Origin of the sequence: Micromonospora endolithica, assembly GCF_003626595.1 — a bacterium.
GTDB classification, from domain to species: domain Bacteria; phylum Actinomycetota; class Actinomycetes; order Mycobacteriales; family Micromonosporaceae; genus Micromonospora; species Micromonospora endolithica.
On sequence record NZ_RBAK01000005.1, the window covers coordinates 157,312 to 173,994 of the forward strand.

General features: G+C 72.9%; 20 protein-coding genes. 12 read left to right on the plus strand and 8 right to left on the minus strand.

Annotation, left to right across the window (positions count from 1 at the left end; all coding sequences use genetic code 11):
* The first annotated feature begins 157 nt into the window (after window positions 1-157).
* From D7223_RS15175 to pheA, 5 genes are all read left to right on the plus strand, one after another.
* Window positions 158-898 carry a hypothetical protein gene (locus D7223_RS15175; protein ID WP_120729045.1) on the plus strand — a complete coding sequence of 247 codons (741 nt, stop codon included), beginning with the start codon at window positions 158-160 and terminating at the stop codon, window positions 896-898.
* 172 nt (window positions 899-1,070) lie between these two features.
* A complete protein-coding gene (locus tag D7223_RS15180) occupies window positions 1,071-1,529 on the plus strand; it encodes a hypothetical protein (RefSeq protein WP_120729046.1) in 459 nt (152 codons plus the stop codon).
* A gap of 76 nt (window positions 1,530-1,605) precedes the next feature.
* A complete protein-coding gene (locus tag D7223_RS15185; RefSeq protein WP_120729047.1) occupies window positions 1,606-1,995 on the plus strand; it encodes an ACT domain-containing protein in 390 nt (129 codons plus the stop codon).
* Window positions 1,996-2,109: 114 nt separating this feature from the next.
* Complete coding sequence (locus D7223_RS15190; protein ID WP_120729270.1) at window positions 2,110-2,667, plus strand: hypothetical protein; 558 nt, start codon at window positions 2,110-2,112, stop codon at window positions 2,665-2,667.
* A 9-nt stretch (window positions 2,668-2,676) separates the two neighbouring features.
* A complete protein-coding gene (gene pheA, locus D7223_RS15195) occupies window positions 2,677-3,633 on the plus strand; it encodes a prephenate dehydratase (protein ID WP_120729048.1) in 957 nt (318 codons plus the stop codon).
* Window positions 3,634-3,678: 45 nt separating this feature from the next.
* Here the strand turns inward: pheA and D7223_RS15200 are convergent, their stop codons facing one another.
* From D7223_RS15200 to D7223_RS15210, 3 genes are all read right to left on the minus strand, one after another.
* Complete coding sequence (locus D7223_RS15200) at window positions 3,679-4,398, minus strand: AIM24 family protein (RefSeq protein WP_120729049.1); 720 nt, start codon at window positions 4,396-4,398, stop codon at window positions 3,679-3,681.
* Between the two features lie 95 nt (window positions 4,399-4,493).
* Window positions 4,494-4,838, minus strand: coding sequence for a metallopeptidase family protein (locus tag D7223_RS15205; RefSeq protein WP_186832434.1), 345 nt, complete (start codon window positions 4,836-4,838; stop codon window positions 4,494-4,496).
* 133 nt (window positions 4,839-4,971) lie between these two features.
* Window positions 4,972-5,403 carry an OsmC family protein gene (locus D7223_RS15210; RefSeq protein ID WP_120729050.1) on the minus strand — a complete coding sequence of 144 codons (432 nt, stop codon included), beginning with the start codon at window positions 5,401-5,403 and terminating at the stop codon, window positions 4,972-4,974.
* Between the two features lie 144 nt (window positions 5,404-5,547).
* On the opposite strand from D7223_RS15210, the gene D7223_RS15215 reads away from it, so the two are divergent.
* The 3 genes from D7223_RS15215 to D7223_RS15225 all read left to right on the plus strand — a co-directional run bounded on the left by D7223_RS15215 (window position 5,548) and on the right by D7223_RS15225 (window position 8,070).
* A complete protein-coding gene (locus D7223_RS15215) occupies window positions 5,548-6,249 on the plus strand; it encodes a hypothetical protein (protein ID WP_120729051.1) in 702 nt (233 codons plus the stop codon).
* 187 nt (window positions 6,250-6,436) lie between these two features.
* Complete coding sequence (locus D7223_RS15220; RefSeq protein WP_120729052.1) at window positions 6,437-7,258, plus strand: HAD family hydrolase; 822 nt, start codon at window positions 6,437-6,439, stop codon at window positions 7,256-7,258.
* Window positions 7,258-8,070 carry an HAD family hydrolase gene (locus tag D7223_RS15225; RefSeq protein ID WP_120729053.1) on the plus strand — a complete coding sequence of 271 codons (813 nt, stop codon included), beginning with the start codon at window positions 7,258-7,260 and terminating at the stop codon, window positions 8,068-8,070. The genes D7223_RS15220 and D7223_RS15225 overlap by 1 nt, the downstream gene beginning before the upstream one ends.
* 34 nt (window positions 8,071-8,104) lie before the next feature.
* On the opposite strand, the gene D7223_RS15230 is transcribed toward D7223_RS15225, so the two are convergent.
* Window positions 8,105-8,707 carry a bacterial proteasome activator family protein gene (locus D7223_RS15230; RefSeq protein WP_120729054.1) on the minus strand — a complete coding sequence of 201 codons (603 nt, stop codon included), beginning with the start codon at window positions 8,705-8,707 and terminating at the stop codon, window positions 8,105-8,107.
* 83 nt (window positions 8,708-8,790) lie between these two features.
* On the opposite strand from D7223_RS15230, the gene D7223_RS15235 reads away from it, so the two are divergent.
* Window positions 8,791-9,588, plus strand: a complete 798-nt coding sequence (locus D7223_RS15235; RefSeq protein WP_120729055.1) for an alpha/beta hydrolase family protein — start codon at window positions 8,791-8,793, stop codon at window positions 9,586-9,588.
* Window positions 9,589-9,666: 78 nt separating this feature from the next.
* Window positions 9,667-10,875 (plus strand): ABC transporter substrate-binding protein, encoded by a 1,209-nt coding sequence (locus D7223_RS15240; protein WP_120729056.1) that lies wholly within the window; start codon window positions 9,667-9,669, stop codon window positions 10,873-10,875.
* Window positions 10,876-10,936: 61 nt separating this feature from the next.
* Here D7223_RS15240 and ddaH read toward each other — a convergent pair whose 3' ends face one another.
* Window positions 10,937-11,770: a dimethylargininase gene (gene ddaH / locus D7223_RS15245; protein WP_186832305.1), complete on the minus strand. Its 834-nt coding sequence runs from the start codon at window positions 11,768-11,770 to the stop codon at window positions 10,937-10,939.
* Between the two features lie 59 nt (window positions 11,771-11,829).
* Between ddaH and D7223_RS15250 the strand changes: the two genes are divergently transcribed.
* Window positions 11,830-12,288 (plus strand): Lrp/AsnC family transcriptional regulator, encoded by a 459-nt coding sequence (locus D7223_RS15250; protein WP_120729058.1) that lies wholly within the window; start codon window positions 11,830-11,832, stop codon window positions 12,286-12,288.
* A gap of 72 nt (window positions 12,289-12,360) precedes the next feature.
* Entirely contained in the window at window positions 12,361-14,262 is a 1,902-nt protein-coding gene (locus tag D7223_RS15255) for a beta-propeller domain-containing protein (RefSeq protein WP_120729059.1), read from the plus strand.
* A gap of 79 nt (window positions 14,263-14,341) precedes the next feature.
* Here D7223_RS15255 and D7223_RS15260 read toward each other — a convergent pair whose 3' ends face one another.
* The 3 genes from D7223_RS15260 to mobA all read right to left on the minus strand — a co-directional run bounded on the left by D7223_RS15260 (window position 14,342) and on the right by mobA (window position 16,597).
* Entirely contained in the window at window positions 14,342-15,445 is a 1,104-nt protein-coding gene (locus tag D7223_RS15260) for a T3SS (YopN, CesT) and YbjN peptide-binding chaperone 1 (RefSeq protein WP_120729060.1), read from the minus strand.
* Between the two features lie 91 nt (window positions 15,446-15,536).
* Complete coding sequence (locus D7223_RS15265) at window positions 15,537-15,803, minus strand: DUF6457 domain-containing protein (RefSeq protein WP_120729272.1); 267 nt, start codon at window positions 15,801-15,803, stop codon at window positions 15,537-15,539.
* Entirely contained in the window at window positions 15,800-16,597 is a 798-nt protein-coding gene (mobA, locus tag D7223_RS15270) for a molybdenum cofactor guanylyltransferase (RefSeq protein WP_120729061.1), read from the minus strand. Before mobA ends, D7223_RS15265 begins: the two co-directional genes overlap by 4 nt.
* Between the last annotated feature and the right edge of the window lie 86 nt (window positions 16,598-16,683).

Below are 16,683 nucleotides of genomic sequence, written 5' to 3' on the forward strand. Positions count from 1 at the left end.
CAGCCTAGGCAGGGTTTGGCGGTATCCGGTAAAACAACTGTGGATGAATATGGCATTCATCCGCACTCACTCCGCCGGTTCGACTTGCCGACCCGGGGGAGTAGCAACGTAGGGTAGTGAGAAGATAACTTCGAGGGACCTTTTGCCGGAGGTCGCGATGACTGTCTTTCCCGCTCGTCGAGCCGTACCGTCCGCTCGGGCACTGCCGCCCGCGGGGACGCCGCACCCCCGAGCGGAGGGTGCCGGGGTGCTCACCTCTCCCCGTCCATCTCCTTTGGAGTGGGCACGGCGGCGGCGGGCCGAGCGGGGCGCCCGTCGCCTGGAGGCGGCCGGAGCGCGCGCGCTCGGTCAACTCGACCATCTCGGTCCCGCCTGGCACGTCATCGAGTGGCCCCGCACCGACGCCAGCGACCTGCTGCTGGAGCACGACCAGGACGACCGCGCCGGTTTCCTCGCCATCGGTCCGAGTGGGCTGTTCGCGGTCACCATCGCCGACCACGGCCGGGCCCGGGTGCTGGTCGCCGGCGACGTGGTGCAGATCAACGGCAAGCGCCCGCCCTACGTGGCGGAGGCCCGCCGGGACGCCAAGCGGGCCAGCAAGGCGCTCTCCCAGGCCGTCGGACTGCCGATTCCGGTCTCCCCGGTGCTGACGTTCGTCGGTTCCGGCGTGATCAGCGTCTACGGCCTGCCGAAGGACTGTCTGATGGCGACCCACCGCGAGCTGGACCGCCTGCTCGTCGCCGGTGGAAGCCGGATCAGCCCGGCCACCGCCGAGAAGCTCTCCCGGGTCGCGCAGCACCCGTCGACCTGGATGAACGGCACCTACCGCCCGGCCGCCGACTACCGGTGGTACGAGGAGGGCCGAACGGCCACTGACAAGCCCGTCGGCCGACGGTAACGTCAGCCGCGACGCCAGGCGGCCCGGTTTCGTCGACACCCGCCGGATGCGCGTCGCCGGCCGCCCGGTCCAGGCATCCGACGCACCGGCGGGCCGGCGGGTCCGGCGCGGTCGCGGCGCGCGGTCGTGACCGGCTAGCGTGGACAGACCGTCGGTGTACATAGGAGGCGCGGTGGCCCACGTCGAACTCTCGCTCTCGGAAGTGTTCGTGCCTGCGGCAGGGACATCGGCCGAGCTGGAGTCCGACAATTTCCGGCAGTGGTCGACGACCGTCTCCCACGCCGACGAGCCGTGCCTGCTCATCGACGCCGAGACCAAGGTGGTGGCGGTCTCCGCGTCCGGCTGCGAGTTGCTCTGCCTGGGCGCCCCGGAGGACGTCATCGGGTTCCCCCTGCTGGACGGAGGGCTGCGGCTGGTCGACTTCACCGCCAACCCCCGGGAGCTGACCGAGGCCGAGATCGACAAGATCCCGCCGCTGCTGGCCCTCTCCTCCGGGCACCTCGCCCGGGGACTGCTGCGCGTGCAGGGCGCTTCCTCCGACGACCACGACGCGACCGTCGACGCGATCTCCACGCCGGTGCTCACCGACGGGACGGTCGCCGGTTCCCTCACGTTCTTCTCCGAGGTCTGACCTGCTCGTCGGATGTGGTGTTCGACGCACGCGGCGAAGCTGGGGCGGGTGCTCACCGAGGCCTTAAGGTGCCCTCATGCTCGATATCGTTCTCCTGCCGGGGGAGTACGCCGTGTGCCGCCTGACCGGCGACTCCGCCCTGCCGCCCACCCTCACCGGCGGGTTGCGCGAGGGCGACGTGGTGACGGTCAGCTGGACCGCCGACGGGATCTCGGTGATCTGCCCGGCCGACCGGGCGCCCGAGCAGGCGGCCGTGGAGACCGCCTGGCGGTGCCTGCGGGTGGCCGGGCCGCTCGACCTCGCCGTGTCCGGGACGCTGGCCGCGCTGGTGGACCCGATGGCGGCGGCCCGGGTCAGCGTGGTCGCCTTCTCCACGTACGACACGGACTACCTGCTGGTCCCCGCGGTGCGGCTGGGTGAGGCGGTCACCGCCCTGGAGCGCGCCGGGCACCGCGTACTCGCCTGAGCTTCACCACGCCGCCCGATCCTCCTACGATGGGCTCGGCCACCCCGGCCGAACGACGTTCCCCGATGTCTCCCCGAGGACCGGCCCGTGCCGCCCATCCCGCCCCACCGGGCCATCCCGCGCCGGCGCCCGCAACCGCCGGCCCGGCCGGCCCGGACCGCCACCGCCGCGGTGCTCGCCCTGACCGTCGTCGCCGGCTGCGGCGCCCCGCCCGAGCTTCGGCAGCCGACGGCGTCGACGACCCCGCAGGCGACCAGCAGCGCCACACCCGGGTCCACCGGCTTACCCACCACCCCGCCGGCGCCCACCGCGCCGCCCGGCGCGGGTGTCCCCGTGCCGACCCCGTCCCCCGGGCTCACGGCCGTGGCCTGCACCGCCGGCCCCTCCGGGTCGCGGGTGGCCGACCTGGTACGCGGCCGGACCGGACTGCTCCCCCGGAACGCGACGGTCCGGTTGCGGACCGGCCCGCTGTGCGCCGGGGACTGGCACTACACGGTGCTCGACGTGACCGGTTACGAGCAACTGCACGTGGTCACCCAGGGCCCGCCGCGGTCGCCCCGCCTGGTCACCGCCGGCACCGATGTCTGCACCGCCGAGGTACGGGTCACCGGTCCACCCGCCATCCAGACGCTGGCCTGCGACGGCGGCCCCGTTCCCGGACCTGGTGCGTAGGCTGTCGGCATGCCCGGAACACCGCCGACCCGCTTCGTGTACCTCGGACCCGAGGGCACCTTCGCCGAGCAGGCGCTGTACCGCGTGCCGGCCGCCGAACGGGGTAGCCGCACGCCGGCCCGCAGCGTCGGCGAGGCGCTGGAGAGCGTACGGGCCGGGGACGCCGACGCCGCTCTGGTGCCGTTGGAGAACTCGATCGGCGGGGCGGTCGGGGTGACCCTGGACGAGCTGGCCGAGGGTGAACCACTGGTGATCACCCGCGAGGTGATCCTGCCGGTGGAGTTCGTGCTCGCCACCCGGTCCGACACGAAGCCCGAGTCGATCCGCTCGGTCGCCGCCCACCCGCAGGCGTCCACCCAGTGCCGCAACTGGTTGCGCGCGCACCTGCCGGACGCGGTGGTGGTCGACGTGCTCTCCAACGGCGCGGCCGCCGCCGGTGCCGCCACCGGGGAGTACGACGCGGCGATCTGCGCCCCGATCGGGGCGACCCGGCACCGGCTGGAGGTGATCGCCGACAAGATCGCCGACCACCCGGACGCGGTGACCCGGTTCGTGCTGGTGTCCCGCCCCGGACCGCCCCCGCCGCCGACCGGCGACGACGTCACCTCGCTCGCGGTCTACATCGCCCACGACCGGGTGGGCGCGCTGCTCTCGGTGCTGATGGAACTGGCCGTCCGGGGGGTCAACCTGACCCGCATCGAGTCCCGCCCCACCGGGGAGGCGCTCGGCCGTTACGTCTTCTTCCTCGACTGCACCGGCCACGTCGCCGACGTACGCCTCGGCGAGGCGTTGCAGGGCCTGCGGCGGGTCTGCGCCGACGTGCGCTTCCTCGGGTCGTATCCCCGGCACCGCTGGACGCCGACGGTCGGCGAACGGCCGGTCCCCGCCCCGGCCGGGCTCTCCGACGCCGACTACCTCGACGCCGCCGCCTGGCTGGCCCGCCTCCGCACCGGCGACCCCACCTGACCCTCCCGCGTCCCACCGAGGGGTGGGACGCGGGAGGGCCGTGGGTCAGCTGAGCAGGCCGCCGAGGAGGCCCTGCTGCTCCTGCTGGCCGCTGCCCGCGATCGGGGGTTCCTCGGAGGGCTGGACGACCACGAAGCCCTGGCCGGCGAAGCTCATCGTGAACGACTCACCGGTGCGCCGGCCGAGCAGGGTGCCGAGGCCGAGCTGCTCCGCCCGGTGGTAGCCGGTCTGGAGGTTGGCCGACCAGCAGACCGCCGCCTGCGGGTCGACGTAGGTGGGCGCGTCGACGTTGAGCACCACCGGGGTGCCCTTGGTGGTGATCGCGATCCGACCGTGCCCCCTGAACACGCAGTTGAACAGGCCGGACGACGAGGCCATCCCGGCGCCGCCGACCATCTGGATGTCGTACTGGAGGGTGGAGTCGAAGGCCAACACGCTGGAGCCGTTGATCGACAGCGCGTCCCCCGGCTCCAGGTCGATGATGTGCACGTCCTTGGCGAGGTCGGCGAGGAAGACGTCACCCCGGCCGGAGACCTTCATCAGCGGCACGCCCTCGCCGGTGAGCTTCTGCTTGAGGAACTTGCCCAGCCCCCCGGAGCCGAGCGCCTGGAACTGCACCTGCCCCTGGTAGGCCACCATCGAGCCGACCCGGGCCATCGCCTCGCCGTTGAGTTCGATCTTCAGCATCTTGGAGTTCTGCAGCCGCATGCCGGGCTGCGCCGACTCCTTCTCCAGGTTTTCGGCGGAGAAGAGTTCGCTGCGCATGGAAGTGCCTCCTGAAGTCGGGCGGTGCCTCTCCGGCGACGGTAGGCCAGCAGCGCAACCCACTGCCACCGAACGGGCGGACGCCGCGCCGGCTCTCAGCCCCAGCCCAGCTCGTGCAGACGATCGTCGTCGATGCCGAAGTGGTGGGCGATCTCGTGCACGACCGTCACCGCGACCTCGTCGACGACGTCCTCATCGGTGTCGCAGATGCGCAGGATGGGATTGCGGTAGATGAGGATGCGGTCCGGCAGGACACCGGCGTAGTCCCAGCCCCGGTCGGTGAGGGCGTGCCCCTCGTAGAGGCCGAGCAGGTCCTCTCCCGGTGGTGGGTCGTCCTCGACGAGGATCACCACGTTGCTCATCAGCGCGAGCAGTTCCTCCGGCACCTCGTCGAGCGCCTCGCCCACGAGTTCCTCGAACCGCTCCCGGCTCATCTCCACAGCCACGACCCCATTGTCCCCGCCCGCCGCCGTGCGTCCCGCCGTGCGGGCCGCGCACTTTCGCGGAAGGAGTGGCCGTCCGGTGGGGAACGAGCCTTCGTTCCGCGAAAGTGCGCGGGTGCGGCGGTGGGTGTCAGGAGGCCAGGCGGGCGTTCAGGGTGATCTCGGCGCCGGGCGAGAGCAGGCGGGAGATCGGGCAGTTCTGCTTGGCGGCCTCGGCGAGCTTGGCGAACTCCGCCTCGTCGATGCCGGGCACCGTGCCGACGGTGTCCAGCTCGATGCGGGTCACGGTCATGCCGGCGTCGGTCTTGTCCAGGTGGACCTTGGCGGTCGTCTCCACCGAGGTGGGGGTCGAACCGGCGTCGGCGAGGGCTTTGGAGAAGGCCATCGAGAAGCAGCCGGCGTGCGCGGCGCCGATCAGTTCCTCGGGGTTGGTGCCCTCGCCCTCCTCGAAGCGGGACTTGAAGGAGTAGTTCCCCTCCAGTCCCCCCTTGCCGGTGCGGACTGTGCCGGACCCCTCGGTGAGGTTGCCCTGCCAACGTGCGGAAGCGGTACGGATAGGCATGCTCCCGACGCTAGCCCAAAGGGGACCGGCGGGCGACCGGCCGCGCGACGCACCACCCGGAACCGGTCGGACTTCACGGTGCCGCTCGCCGATTGCCGGCTGTGTCATGATTCGACGTGAGTCGCCGGTGCGGAAGGACGCAGGATGTCCCACGAGATCTCCATCCCCCGTCAGGACGACCGGTCCGACGGCACCAGCGTCGTGGAGTGGGGCGGCACCGAGCGGGAGCCCCGGGGCTGGCCGGGCCGGCTCGGCTTCGGGTTCGTCCGGGACCGCCGGCTGCCGGCGGTGCTCGTCGCGCTCGGTGCGGTGGCGGGGGCGGCCTCCCTGGTCGGTGAGTGGTTGGTGCTGACCCTGCCGAGCTCCGGTCCGAACGGGGACCTGATCCGGGTCCCCGAGGGAGTCTCCGAATTGGGTGGCTTCGGCACCGCGTACCTGGTGGGGCTCCTGATCCTGGGTTGCACGGTGATGCTGGCGCTGCGCGGCACCCCGCCGGTCCGTCCGAACGCCCGGGTCGTCGGTCTCGCCCTGGCGGTGGCGCTCCTGGTCCTGCTCGCGGCCGCCGCCGCGCACCTCGGTGACACCGACCGGCGGGCCCTCTACTACGGCGAGCAGGAGGGGTTCGCGATCGAGTACGGGCGGGGCCTGGTGACCGCCTTCGTCGCCTGCGCGCTGCTGGCCGCCGCGCTCTGGCCGAGACCGTCGGACGAGCCGGTGGGGGAACCGCGCGGGGCGGGCCGCCGGCGCCGCTCCTCCGACGACGCGGAGGAGGCCGACCTGGCGACCCCGGCCGACCTGACCGTCACACCGGCCGTGCCCTTCGCCCGGCCGGAGCCACCCGTCTGAGCTGCCCGTCCGCGCCCGGTCCCGGGCGGTGGCGGGGAGTCACCGGGGGTGTGCCGCGCGTTGGCGGATGATTCGCCTGGAAGCCATGGTCGGCACCGGTCGTGCGAGGTACGGTTGCTGCCCGCCGTCACTCCGGGTCCGAGCACCGGAACGGCTGGTTGCGACGGCGGCGGGCGAAGGAGGACAAATGACCCGCCCGGGACTGCCCAAGCTGATCGCCACCGACCTCGACGGGACCCTCGTCCGCAGCGACGACACCGTCTCGGCGTACACCCACGGCGTGCTCGACCGGGTCCGCGCCGCCGGGATCCCGGTGGTCGGTGCGACCGGTCGCGGCCCGCGTCTCACCGAGCTGACCCGCAACGACATCCGCGCCGCCGACTTCCTGGTGATGGCCGGCGGCGGACGGGTGGTCGACCAGAGTGACCCCGCCGGGCCGGTGGTGCTGCGCGACGAGCGTCTTCGCGGCGAGGTGCTCGCCGCCCTGCTGACCGACCTGGAGGCCGCCGCCGGGCCACTGACCGTGATGGTCGAGGCGTCCGACGAGCACGACGCCCCGCTCTGGGGTGACTACCACCCGAGCTGGCCCTATCAGGACCGGTTCGAGGCGCGTAGCCGGGCCGAGTGCCTGTCCTGCGACGTGATCAAGGCGTTCGCCCGGACCGCCGACCACCACGTCGACGAGCTGTTGGAGGTCGCCCGCCAGGTCATCCCGGCGGAGGTGGCCACGGTCACCCAGGCCGGCCTCGGCTTCCTGGAGATCAGCCCGCCCGGGGTGGACAAGGCGACCGGGCTGAGCGTGGTGGCGCAGAGCCTCGGCGTCGACCCCGCCGAGGTGCTGGTCTTCGGCGACATGCCCAACGACCTGCCGATGTTCGCGTGGGCCGGTTGGTCGCGGGTGGCCGTGTCCAACGCTCACCCGACGGTCCGCACCGCAGCCGACGAGGTGACCCTGCGCAACGACGACGACGGTGTGGCCGTCTACCTGGATCGGCTACTGTCGCGCTGATGGGAGAACGACCCGGACTGATCGCCACGGACATCGACGGCACGCTGCTCCGGGACGACCGGACGCTGAGTCCACGTACCGCCGACGTGCTCGCCCGGATCTCCGCACGGGGCACGCCGGTCGTGCTCGTCACCGGCCGTCCCATCCGCTGGCTGAAGCTGGTGTACGAGCAGCTGGCCGAGCCGCTGCCGGCGATCTGCGCCAACGGGGCGGTGGTCTACGACCCGGTGGACGACGAGGTGCTGCGCGCCGACCCGCTCGCCCCGGAGCTGCTCGCCGAGGTCGCCCGGCGGCTGCGGGCGGAGGTGCCCGGGATCAGCTTCGCGGTGGAGATCGTGGACAGCCGCCAGATGCGGCACGAGACCGGGTACCCGTTGCGCTGGGACGCCGACCACCACGCGATCCGGGCCGTGACCACCCCGGAGGAACTGCTGGCCGCCCCGGCGGTGAAGCTGTTGGCCCGTGCCGGCGAGCAGGACCCGGACGCCTTCGTCGCGCTGGTCGCCGGGGCGCTGGCCGGGCTGGCCGAGGCGACCCACTCGTCGTACTCCGGGTTGGTCGAGATCTCCGCCGCCGGGGTGACCAAGGCGGCCGGTCTGGCCTGGTACTGCACCCGGCACGGCATCGACGCCGCGGACGTGCTGGCCTTCGGGGACATGCCCAACGACCTGCCGATGCTCACCTGGGCCGGTCGGGGAGTCGCGGTGGCCAACGCGCACCCCGCCGTGCTGGAGATCGCCGACGAGGTGACGGCGGCGAACACGTCCGACGGGGTGGCGGCGTACCTGGAGAAGGTCTTCGGGGTGGGGTGAGCGGCCGGCCGGTCGCCCGACCGGCCGCCGACGGTCAGAGGTACTGGCCGGTGCTGTGGCCCTCGCCGCCCTGGGGCTGGCCGATGCCCGGCATGCCGGGGATCATTCCGGCCGGGCCGCTGGGCAGGGCCTGTCGGCCGGAGCGCATCTGCTCCAGCTGCACCCGGGCGGCCATCTGCTGCGCCACCAGGGCGGCCTGGATGCCGTGGAAAAGGCCCTCCAGCCAGCCGACGAGTTGGGCGTGCGCGATGCGCAGCTCGCCCTCGCTCGGGGCCTGGTCCTCGGTGAAGGGCAGCGAGATCCGCTCCAGCTCGTCGCGCAGCTCGGGGGCGAGGCCCTCCTTCAGCTCCACGATCGAGCGCTCATGGATCTCCCGCATCCGGTGCCGGCTGGCGTCGTCCAGCGGGGCGGCCTTGACCTCCTCCAGCAACTGTTTGATCATGCTGCCGATCCGCATCACCTTGGCCGGCTGCTCGACCAGGCGGGTCGGGTCCTCGCCGGCTGCGTCGTCGGTCTGCACGGTGCCGACCGGGCGGCCGTCCGGGCCGACCACCACCACCGTGCCGGCGTGCCCGGTGCCGTCCTGCTCCGGCTCGTCGTTCTGTCCAGCGGAGTGCGCTTGGGTCATGGCACCCATCTTTACCCAGGCGCGCCCCGCCATGCGTCCCGGGACCGACTACCGGGGCGCACCGGGGGCCGTGCTCGCGCTACGGTCGCGCCATGTCCGCCGATCCGCGTGCCGTGCTCAGCCGTCCCGCCCCGGCCCCGGACGTCACGATCGGCTACGGCGACCACCCGGACCAGGTGGTCGACCTGCGCCACCCGGTGGGCAACGGTCCGGCCCGACCGCTGATCGTGGTGGTGCACGGGGGTTTCTGGCGGGCGGAGTACGACCGGCGACACACGGATGCGCTGGCGGCGGCCCTGGCGGCGCTCGGACACCCGGTGGCCCAGGTGGAGTACCGCCGGACCGGCCGGCCCGGTGGCGGCTGGCCGAACACCCTCACCGACGTGCTGACCGGGGTGGCGGCGCTGCCCCGGCTCGCGGCCGAGGCACTGCCCGGTCGGGTGGCACCGGGTGCGCCGTACCTGGTGGGGCACTCCGCCGGCGGCCACCTGGCGTTGTACGCCGCGGCGGTCGCCCCGGAGACGGTGGCCGGTGTGCTGGCCCTGGCGCCGGTGTCGAACCTGGCCGAGGCGTACCGCCTGGATCTTGATTCGGGCGCGGTGGCCGCGCTCCTCGGCGGCGGCCCGGAGGACGTGCCGGACCGGTACGCGGCGGCCGATCCACGGACGCTGGTGCCGGGGCAACTACCGGTAGTAGTCGTTCATGGTTCCCGGGACCAGCAGGTTCCGGTCGGCATGAGCCGCGACCATGTCGCCGCCGGACGGGCGGCCGGAGCCGACATCACGCTCTTTGAGCTGCCATTTTGCGAGCATTTCGGGCTTATCGATCCTGAGTCGGCGGCCTGGCCGCAGGTTGCCGAGGCGTTGCGGTCTCTGTTGAAAGATCACTAGGCATTGACGGAGCGTCGCCGAGCAGGTAGAACGCCGGAGGGGCGTCCACCGTCCTGCAACGGATCCGGAAGGAACTCGGTGTCGCAGATGAACCGCAGGCGGGCACTACAGCTGCTGGCCGCGCTCGGTACGACGGGTCTGGTGGCCGCCTGCGGCTCCGACCCGGACACCGAGGGTGAGCCGAGCAGCCAGGGGAGCCCGATCAAGATCGGCCTCGTCGCACCGGCCTCGGGCGGATTCCGCGCGATCGGTGACGAGATCACCAACGGCTTCCAGCTCTTCCTCGACCTGCACGAGAGGAGCCTCGGCGGGCACCCCGTCGAGCTGCTCACCGCCGACGAGGGCGACAGCGCCAAGACCGGCAAGGCGGCCGTCGAGGGCCTGCTCAAGCAGGGCGTGCTGGCCCTCACCGGGGTGGCCAACCCGGCGGTGATGTTCGGCATCCGGGACACCGTGGAGCAGGCCCGGGTACCACTGATCGGCTCGAACGCGTCTCCCACCAGCCTCCAGAGCGTGGTCTACATCTGGCGCACGTCCTACGTGCTGGACGAGGTGGGCCGGGCCCTCGCACGGCACATGCAGGCGGCGCTCAGCCCGTCCGCCCGGGTGGCCTTCCTCATGCCGGAGACCGTCAGCAGCCAGGACGTGCTGCGTGGCTTCCGGCGGGAGTTCGGCGAGAACGACCGGCGGATCAAGGACCCGGTCGTCTGGACCGAGAACCCCAGCAACAACCCGTCCAAGTCCGTCTTCGTCTCGGACATCGAACGCGCGCTCGACCGCGACCCGACCGCGGTTCTCTGCTTCTACACCGGGGAAGCGGCCGTCGAGTTCATCCGGCAGTTGCGGGCCACCGGCTTCGACGGCAAGGTCTACGCTCCCGGCTTCCTCACCGAGGGCCGGATGCTGGAGAGCTTCGCGAACAACCCGGAGACCGCGCTCGGCATCGAGACCGTGCTCAACTACTCCGCGGACCTGAACAACACCGCCAACCGGATCTTCGCCTCCACCTACCGCTCCAAGCACGGGACCTCCCCGAGCACGTACGCGATGGCCTCGTACGACGCGGCGCAGGTGCTCGACCAGGCGATCCGGCTGACCGGTCCCAACCCGACCCCGCAGCAGCTCAACCTGACGATGGGCAAGATCGGTCAGATCGACAGCCCGCGCGGGATGTGGCAGTTCAACCAGCCGCGCACCCCGCAGCAGCGGTGGTACCTGCGCCGGGTGCAGCTCGACGGCCAGGTGCTCTCCAACGTCCTGATCAAGGAGCTGGCCACGCTCGGCTGAGTCCCACCCGTACGAGGAAGGGCCGGTCCCCCCGGGGGCCGGCCCTTCCTGTCGTAGTCGTTCAGTGCCGCAGTTCGGCGATGCAGCACTTCACGCTGCCGCCGCCCTTCTTCAGCTCACCCAGCTCGACCGGCACCGGGTGGTAGCCGGCGGCCTTGAGCGTGCCCGCCAGTCGGGTCGCCTCGCTGTTGAGCACCACGTTGAGGCCGTCGCTGACCAGGTTCAGGCCGAACGCCAGGGCGTCCGCGTCGTCCGCGATCACCGCGTCCGGGAAGAGCTGGGCGAGCACCCGCTGGCTGGCCGCGGAGAACGCACCCGGGTAGTAGACGACGTTCTCGTCGTCGATCGACGCGAGTGCCACGTCCAGGTGGTAGAAGCGCGGGTCGACCAGACGCAGCGACACCACCGGGCGACCGAGCGCCTCCTGCGCCTCGGCGTGCGCCGGCAGCTCGGTGCGGAAGCCGTGGCCGGCGAGGACCAGCCCGCCGTGCGCCTCGGGCAGGTACGCGAAGTCCCCCTCGCCCTCGTTGGTCTCGTTCGGCGCGATGAAGTGCCAGCCCCGAGTCTCGTAGAACGCCCGGTGCGCGACCGCCTCGGCGGCGCGCTGCTCGTGCTTGTACCGCGCGCCGTAGACGGTGCCGTCCACGACGAACGCGCCGTTCGCCGCGAAGACCATGTCCGGCAGGCCCGGCTCCGGGGTCAGCAGGTGCACGTCGTGGCCGAGGCCGAGCAGGGTCTCCCGCAGGCGGTCCCACTGCTTGACCGCCAACTCCGCGTCGACCGCGGTGCTGACGTCCATCCACGGGTTGATCGCGTACTCGACCGCGAAGTACTCGGGCGAGCACATGAGATATGTCCGCTTTCGCGAGACTCGCTGCTGGTTCACGGTGACCAAGGGTAGGTACCGTAGAACTTTGGTAACAGCCATAACCATTGCTTCCCAGAGGCGGAACGTTGCAGATAGATGCCGTGGACCAGCGGATCATTGCGTTGCTCGTGGCGGATGCCCGGGCGTCGTACGCGGACATCGGACAACGGGTGTCGCTCTCCGCACCGGCGGTCAAGCGGCGGGTCGACCGACTGCGCGCCACCGGGGTGATCAGGGGATTCACCGCCGTCGTGGACCCGGCCGCCGTCGGCTGGACCACCGAGGCGTTCGTGGAACTTTTCTGCGCCGGCCGGACCACCCCGGCGCAGATCGGCGTGGCCGCCCGGCGGCACCCCGAGGTGGTCGGCGCGTACACCGTGTCGGGTGAGGCCGACGCCCTCGTCCACCTGCGGGCCGCCGACATCTCGCACCTGGAGGACGCGCTGGAGCGACTGCGCGCGGAGTCCTTCGTGACGTCGACCCGGAGCACGATCGTGCTGTCCCGGCTGGTGGAGTCCCCCGGCGTCGGCCCGTCCACCGGCTGACAACGCCGCATCGACACGATGCATCCGCACGAGTAGGGGAACCCGGCCGCGCCGTCGCACGTCGGACCGACCATGAAACGGGGAACGCCGACCACGACGGCCGGCACACTGCTCGCGCTCACCCTGCTCGCCGGCAGCGCGGCGCTGCCGGGCGGCCCGCGGGACGACGGCACCGCACCGCCGCCCGGTCCCGGCCTGCCGACCGGGACCACCCGGTTGGTCTCCTTCGACTCCTGCGCCGAGGCGCTGACCGACCTGCGGTCGGCGGCGGCGGCCTCGGTCGGCCCGTGGGGCTTCGTCGACGACGAGACCGCCGACCCGATCCGGCGCGGTGTCGTGCCACTCCGGGAGGCCGGAGCAGCCGAGGCGGCCGGGTCCCACGGCCCGGGCGAGGCGCCGGAGCACTCCACCACCAACGTGCGGGAGGCCGGCGTCGACGAGCCTGACCTGGTCAAGACCGACGGCCGACGGATCGTCACGGTGACCGGCGGCGTGCTGCGCGTGGTCGACCCGGCGACCCGCCGCGCGGTCGGCCGGCTCGATCTGGCACCCGGCCGGTCGGAGGTCCGCTGGCAGGGTCACGACCTGCTGCTGCACGGCGACCGGGCACTGGTGCTCACCGACCGGTTCGCACCGCCGGGGGTGACCACCGGCAGGCGCGTGGACCCGGCGTTCACCGGCGCCGAACTGACCCTGGTCGACCTGACCGGAGACCCCCGCGTGCTCGGCACGTACCGGATCCAGGGCCGCACCCTCGACGCCCGGCAGACCGGCGGCACCGCCCGGGTGGTGGTGCGGTCCGCCACCCGGATCGCGTTCCCGCAGGACCTCGGCCTCGCGTCCGACGACCGGGGCGACAAGGCGACCGCGGCGAACCGGGTGGTGGTCGCCGCCGCCGGGCTCGACGCCTGGCTACCGGCGTACGAGTGGACGGCCGGCCCGCAGCGGTACACCGGACGGGTCGGCTGCGACCGGCTCAGCCGGCCGGAGCGGTTCACCGGGTCCTCGATGCTCACCGTGCTCAGCTTCGACCTGAACGGCGACCGGCTCGGCGACGGCGACCCGGTCAGCGTGGCCGCCGACGCGCACACCGTGTACGCCACCGGGGAGAGTCTCTACCTGGCCGGCCAACGGGAACTGGGCGCGCGACCGGAGTCTCGACGGTTGCCGTGGACCGTGGACGAGGTGGCCACCGACATCTACCGGTTCGACACCAGCGCGCCCGGTCGCCCCCGGTACGCCGCCGCCGGCTCGGTGCCCGGCTGGCTGGTCGACCAGTACGCGGTGTCCGAGTGGCAGGGCCATCTGCGGGTGGCGACCACCACCGGCGGCGACGAGCGCGACTCCGAGTCCGGGGTGCACGTGCTGCGCCGCGAGAGCGACGCACTCGTTCCGGTCGGCCGGGTCACCGGCCTGGGCCGGGGTGAGCGGATCTACTCGGTGCGATACCTCGGTGACACCGCGTACGTGGTGACGTTCCGGCGTATCGACCCGCTCTACACCGTGGACCTGTCCGACCCGGCCGCACCCCGGGTCACCGGGGAGCTGAAGATCACCGGCTACTCGGCGTACCTGCACCCGATGGCCGACGGACGGCTGCTCGGTGTCGGTCAGGAGGCGGACGACACCGGCCGGACCCAGGGCCTCCAGGTCTCGCTCTTCGACGTACGCGACCCGGACCGACCGGTCCGGCTGGACCGGTGGCACGCGCCGCGCAACATGTCGCAGGCCGAGTACGACCCGCACGCCTTCCTGCACGACCCGGCGACCGGGCTGGTCGCAGTGCCGGTCCCGGACGCCGTACGCCTGCTGCGGGTGACCGGCGACTCGGTCGCCGCGGACGGCACCGTCCCGCACCGGGGCGCCATCCGGTCCCTGCTGGTCCGCGGGGTGCTCTGGACGGTCTCCGAGACCGGGCTGATGGCGACCGACCCGGCCACCGCGCGGAGCCTCGCCTGGCTCCCCTCGACCTGATTCTCCCTCCCCCGGTGGGCGGGGTCCGGTTTCATTCGGGGTTACCGGGCCCCGCCCACCGCCAGCCGGCGGCGAGTCGTCACAGGTACATGCCGGTGCGGTGTTCCCCCTGGTCGCTCCGGCCCGGCTTGTCGCCCTCGCCGAAGAACCGCTTGCCGCCGAACTCGCCGTGCAGCCGGTCGTCCAGCTCGTCGGCGAGGCCGGTCATCACCTGCACGGCGAGCATCAGGTGGGTGGCCTGGAAGTTCCGGCCGAACACCGGGATCGACGCCCACACCGTGTCGTCGGCGCAGTAGAGCCGTCCGATCGGCATCCGGTTGGTCAGCTCGGACAGCTTGACGTAGAGCCGCTCGGTCGGCTCCACCTCGGTCAGCACCGGGGAGAACACGTCGACCAGGGGCGGGTTGTCCCGCACCCGCACGAAGACCATCGCCGAGCCGGCGCGGATGGTGATGTCCCCGTCCGAGTCGACCTGCAACCGGTCCGAGTCCGACTTGAGCATCGTCGAGACGACGGTCCGAACCCGCTCGGCCAGGTCGAGCACGTCGCCGTCGGCAGGCTGCGCGGCGGCCTTGGCCAGCGCCTCGTCCAGGTCGGCCTCGACGTCCGGGTCCGGGCCGAACTCGCTGCGCGCGGTGCCCAGCGGCCCGCCCTCCAGCGGCTCGCCCTCCGCGTCGTGGATCAGGTAGACCAGGAAGGCCGGGTGCGGTGCGCCGTACACGTCCCGCAGCGTGCGGGAGAGGAGGGCGGCGAGCCGGGTGGCTCCGGTGGTCGTGCCGTCCAACCCGAAATGCCCGCCGGAGCCCTCCAGCACACCCGGTGGCGACCAGCCCAGCGCGACCATGTCGGCCACCGCCGCCCGGTCCAGCCGGTAGCCCGCCGGGAGATCGGCGTTGCCCACCGCGCGGGCGGTCAGCGCCCCGTCGGCGCCCACGTCGATGCCGATCGAGTAGACGGCGTTCCCGGTGCCGGAGGCGGTCGGGTCGAGGGTCAGGTCCACGTGTGCGCCGGCGGGCAGCGCGGCCAGCCGCTCGGCGAGCGCCCGGGCGAACTCCCGCCACGCCTGCGTCACCTTTTCCCGCAGGTCCGCCGTGGTCGGTTCGTCGAGCAGGATCGACTCGTGGTGCTCCGGCGGTCCGCCGGGCGGATCACCGGCCGGCGCCGAGGGGTGGTCTGCCGTCATGATCGCCTCCGTCCGTCAAGGTCACCCTACCCACGCGACGGTGGACGCCAACCAACGGCGACCGGCATCGGACACCGGAGACACGCGCCGGTCAGGCCGGGCCTTCGCCGGGCCGCTGGTCGCCGAGTTCCACCGGCCAGGTGGCGGCCAGATCACGCAGCCGGGCCGCGGCGCCGGCCGGGTCCGCGCCCCGGCCGACCGCGAGCCCCACGAGGTACGCGCTGACCGGCGCACCCGGGCGCAGCACCTGGTGCGCCACGTCCCGGGCGAGGTCCAGCACGGCGGGCACCGGCACCTGCGCCGGGTCGAGCCCCAACTCGGCGCACGCCGCCGTGACCCACTCGTCCATCACCGTCATCGCGCCCACTCCTCCGCCCGACGTACGTCCTCGTCAGTGTCGCAGTCGAACCACGGCGGCGGACCCTGCCCGGACCAGGGCACCTCGACGACGGCCAGCCCGGCGACCACCGCCCGCAGTGGCGCCCCGGCGAGCGTTCCGCCCCGGGAATGCGCCAGCCGGCCCAGGGCGGCCCGCAGCGGCTCGACCCGCCACACCCCGCACAGGGTCTGCCGCCGTCCGTCACCGTCGACGAAACACACCCCGTCGACGTCACCGACACCCGCATCGACGGGATACGCACCGGCGTCGCGGCCGACGGCCGAGTCCAAGCCGACGGTTGGGTTCAAGCCGGCGGTCGGATTCAGGCCGACGTCGCGGCCGGCGGTCGGGTCCGGGCCGGCGAGTCGGTGCAGCAGCAGGCCGACCGCGTCGCGGGTGAGCAGCGGGAGATCGGCGGCGAGCAGGGCCACGACGGTCGACGTCGCCGGCAGCAGGGCCAGTCCCGCGGCGAGCGCGGCCACCGGGCCGCCGCCGGGCGGCTCCTCCCGGGTGACCAGCACCCCGGCGAGCGCGTCCGTCGATCCGCCGACGGACTGCTGGTCCGAGCCGGCGGACGGCTGGTCCGGGCCGGCCGTTGTCCGGTCGCACGGTCTCACCGGCGGGCCGACCAGGATCCGTGGGTCGGCGTCCGGCACCGCATCCAGTACCCGGTCCCGCATCGGCCGGCCGGCCACCGGGCGGGCCGGTTTGTCGGTCCCGCCCATGCGGCGGGCGGTCCCACCCGCGAGGACCACCGCCGCGTATCCGCCCATCCGGACACGGTAGTCCCAGGGTTACTCGGGAAACGCGTTGATCGCCCGCCCGGGGGAGCCGGACGGGTGGTGCGGACGGGCGGTGC

Excerpts from the sequence above, each read along its gene's own strand:
- D7223_RS15175 (WP_120729045.1), top strand. The coding sequence starts at position 158 with ATGACTGTCTTTCCCGCTCGTCGAGCCGTACCGTCCGCTCGGGCACTG.
- D7223_RS15265 (WP_120729272.1), bottom strand. The coding sequence starts at position 15,803 with ATGACGGTGATGGACGAGTGGGTCACGGCGGCGTGCGCCGAGTTGGGG.
- D7223_RS15215 (WP_120729051.1), top strand. The coding sequence starts at position 5,548 with ATGTCCCACGAGATCTCCATCCCCCGTCAGGACGACCGGTCCGACGGC.
- D7223_RS15260 (WP_120729060.1), bottom strand. The coding sequence starts at position 15,445 with ATGACGGCAGACCACCCCTCGGCGCCGGCCGGTGATCCGCCCGGCGGA.
- D7223_RS15200 (WP_120729049.1), bottom strand. The coding sequence starts at position 4,398 with ATGCGCAGCGAACTCTTCTCCGCCGAAAACCTGGAGAAGGAGTCGGCG.
- D7223_RS15220 (WP_120729052.1), top strand. The coding sequence starts at position 6,437 with ATGACCCGCCCGGGACTGCCCAAGCTGATCGCCACCGACCTCGACGGG.
- D7223_RS15230 (WP_120729054.1), bottom strand. The coding sequence starts at position 8,707 with ATGGGTGCCATGACCCAAGCGCACTCCGCTGGACAGAACGACGAGCCG.
- D7223_RS15255 (WP_120729059.1), top strand. The coding sequence starts at position 12,361 with ATGAAACGGGGAACGCCGACCACGACGGCCGGCACACTGCTCGCGCTC.
- mobA (WP_120729061.1), bottom strand. The coding sequence starts at position 16,597 with ATGGGCGGATACGCGGCGGTGGTCCTCGCGGGTGGGACCGCCCGCCGC.
- D7223_RS15185 (WP_120729047.1), top strand. The coding sequence starts at position 1,606 with ATGCTCGATATCGTTCTCCTGCCGGGGGAGTACGCCGTGTGCCGCCTG.
- pheA (WP_120729048.1), top strand. The coding sequence starts at position 2,677 with ATGCCCGGAACACCGCCGACCCGCTTCGTGTACCTCGGACCCGAGGGC.
- D7223_RS15235 (WP_120729055.1), top strand. The coding sequence starts at position 8,791 with ATGTCCGCCGATCCGCGTGCCGTGCTCAGCCGTCCCGCCCCGGCCCCG.
- D7223_RS15225 (WP_120729053.1), top strand. The coding sequence starts at position 7,258 with ATGGGAGAACGACCCGGACTGATCGCCACGGACATCGACGGCACGCTG.
- D7223_RS15210 (WP_120729050.1), bottom strand. The coding sequence starts at position 5,403 with ATGCCTATCCGTACCGCTTCCGCACGTTGGCAGGGCAACCTCACCGAG.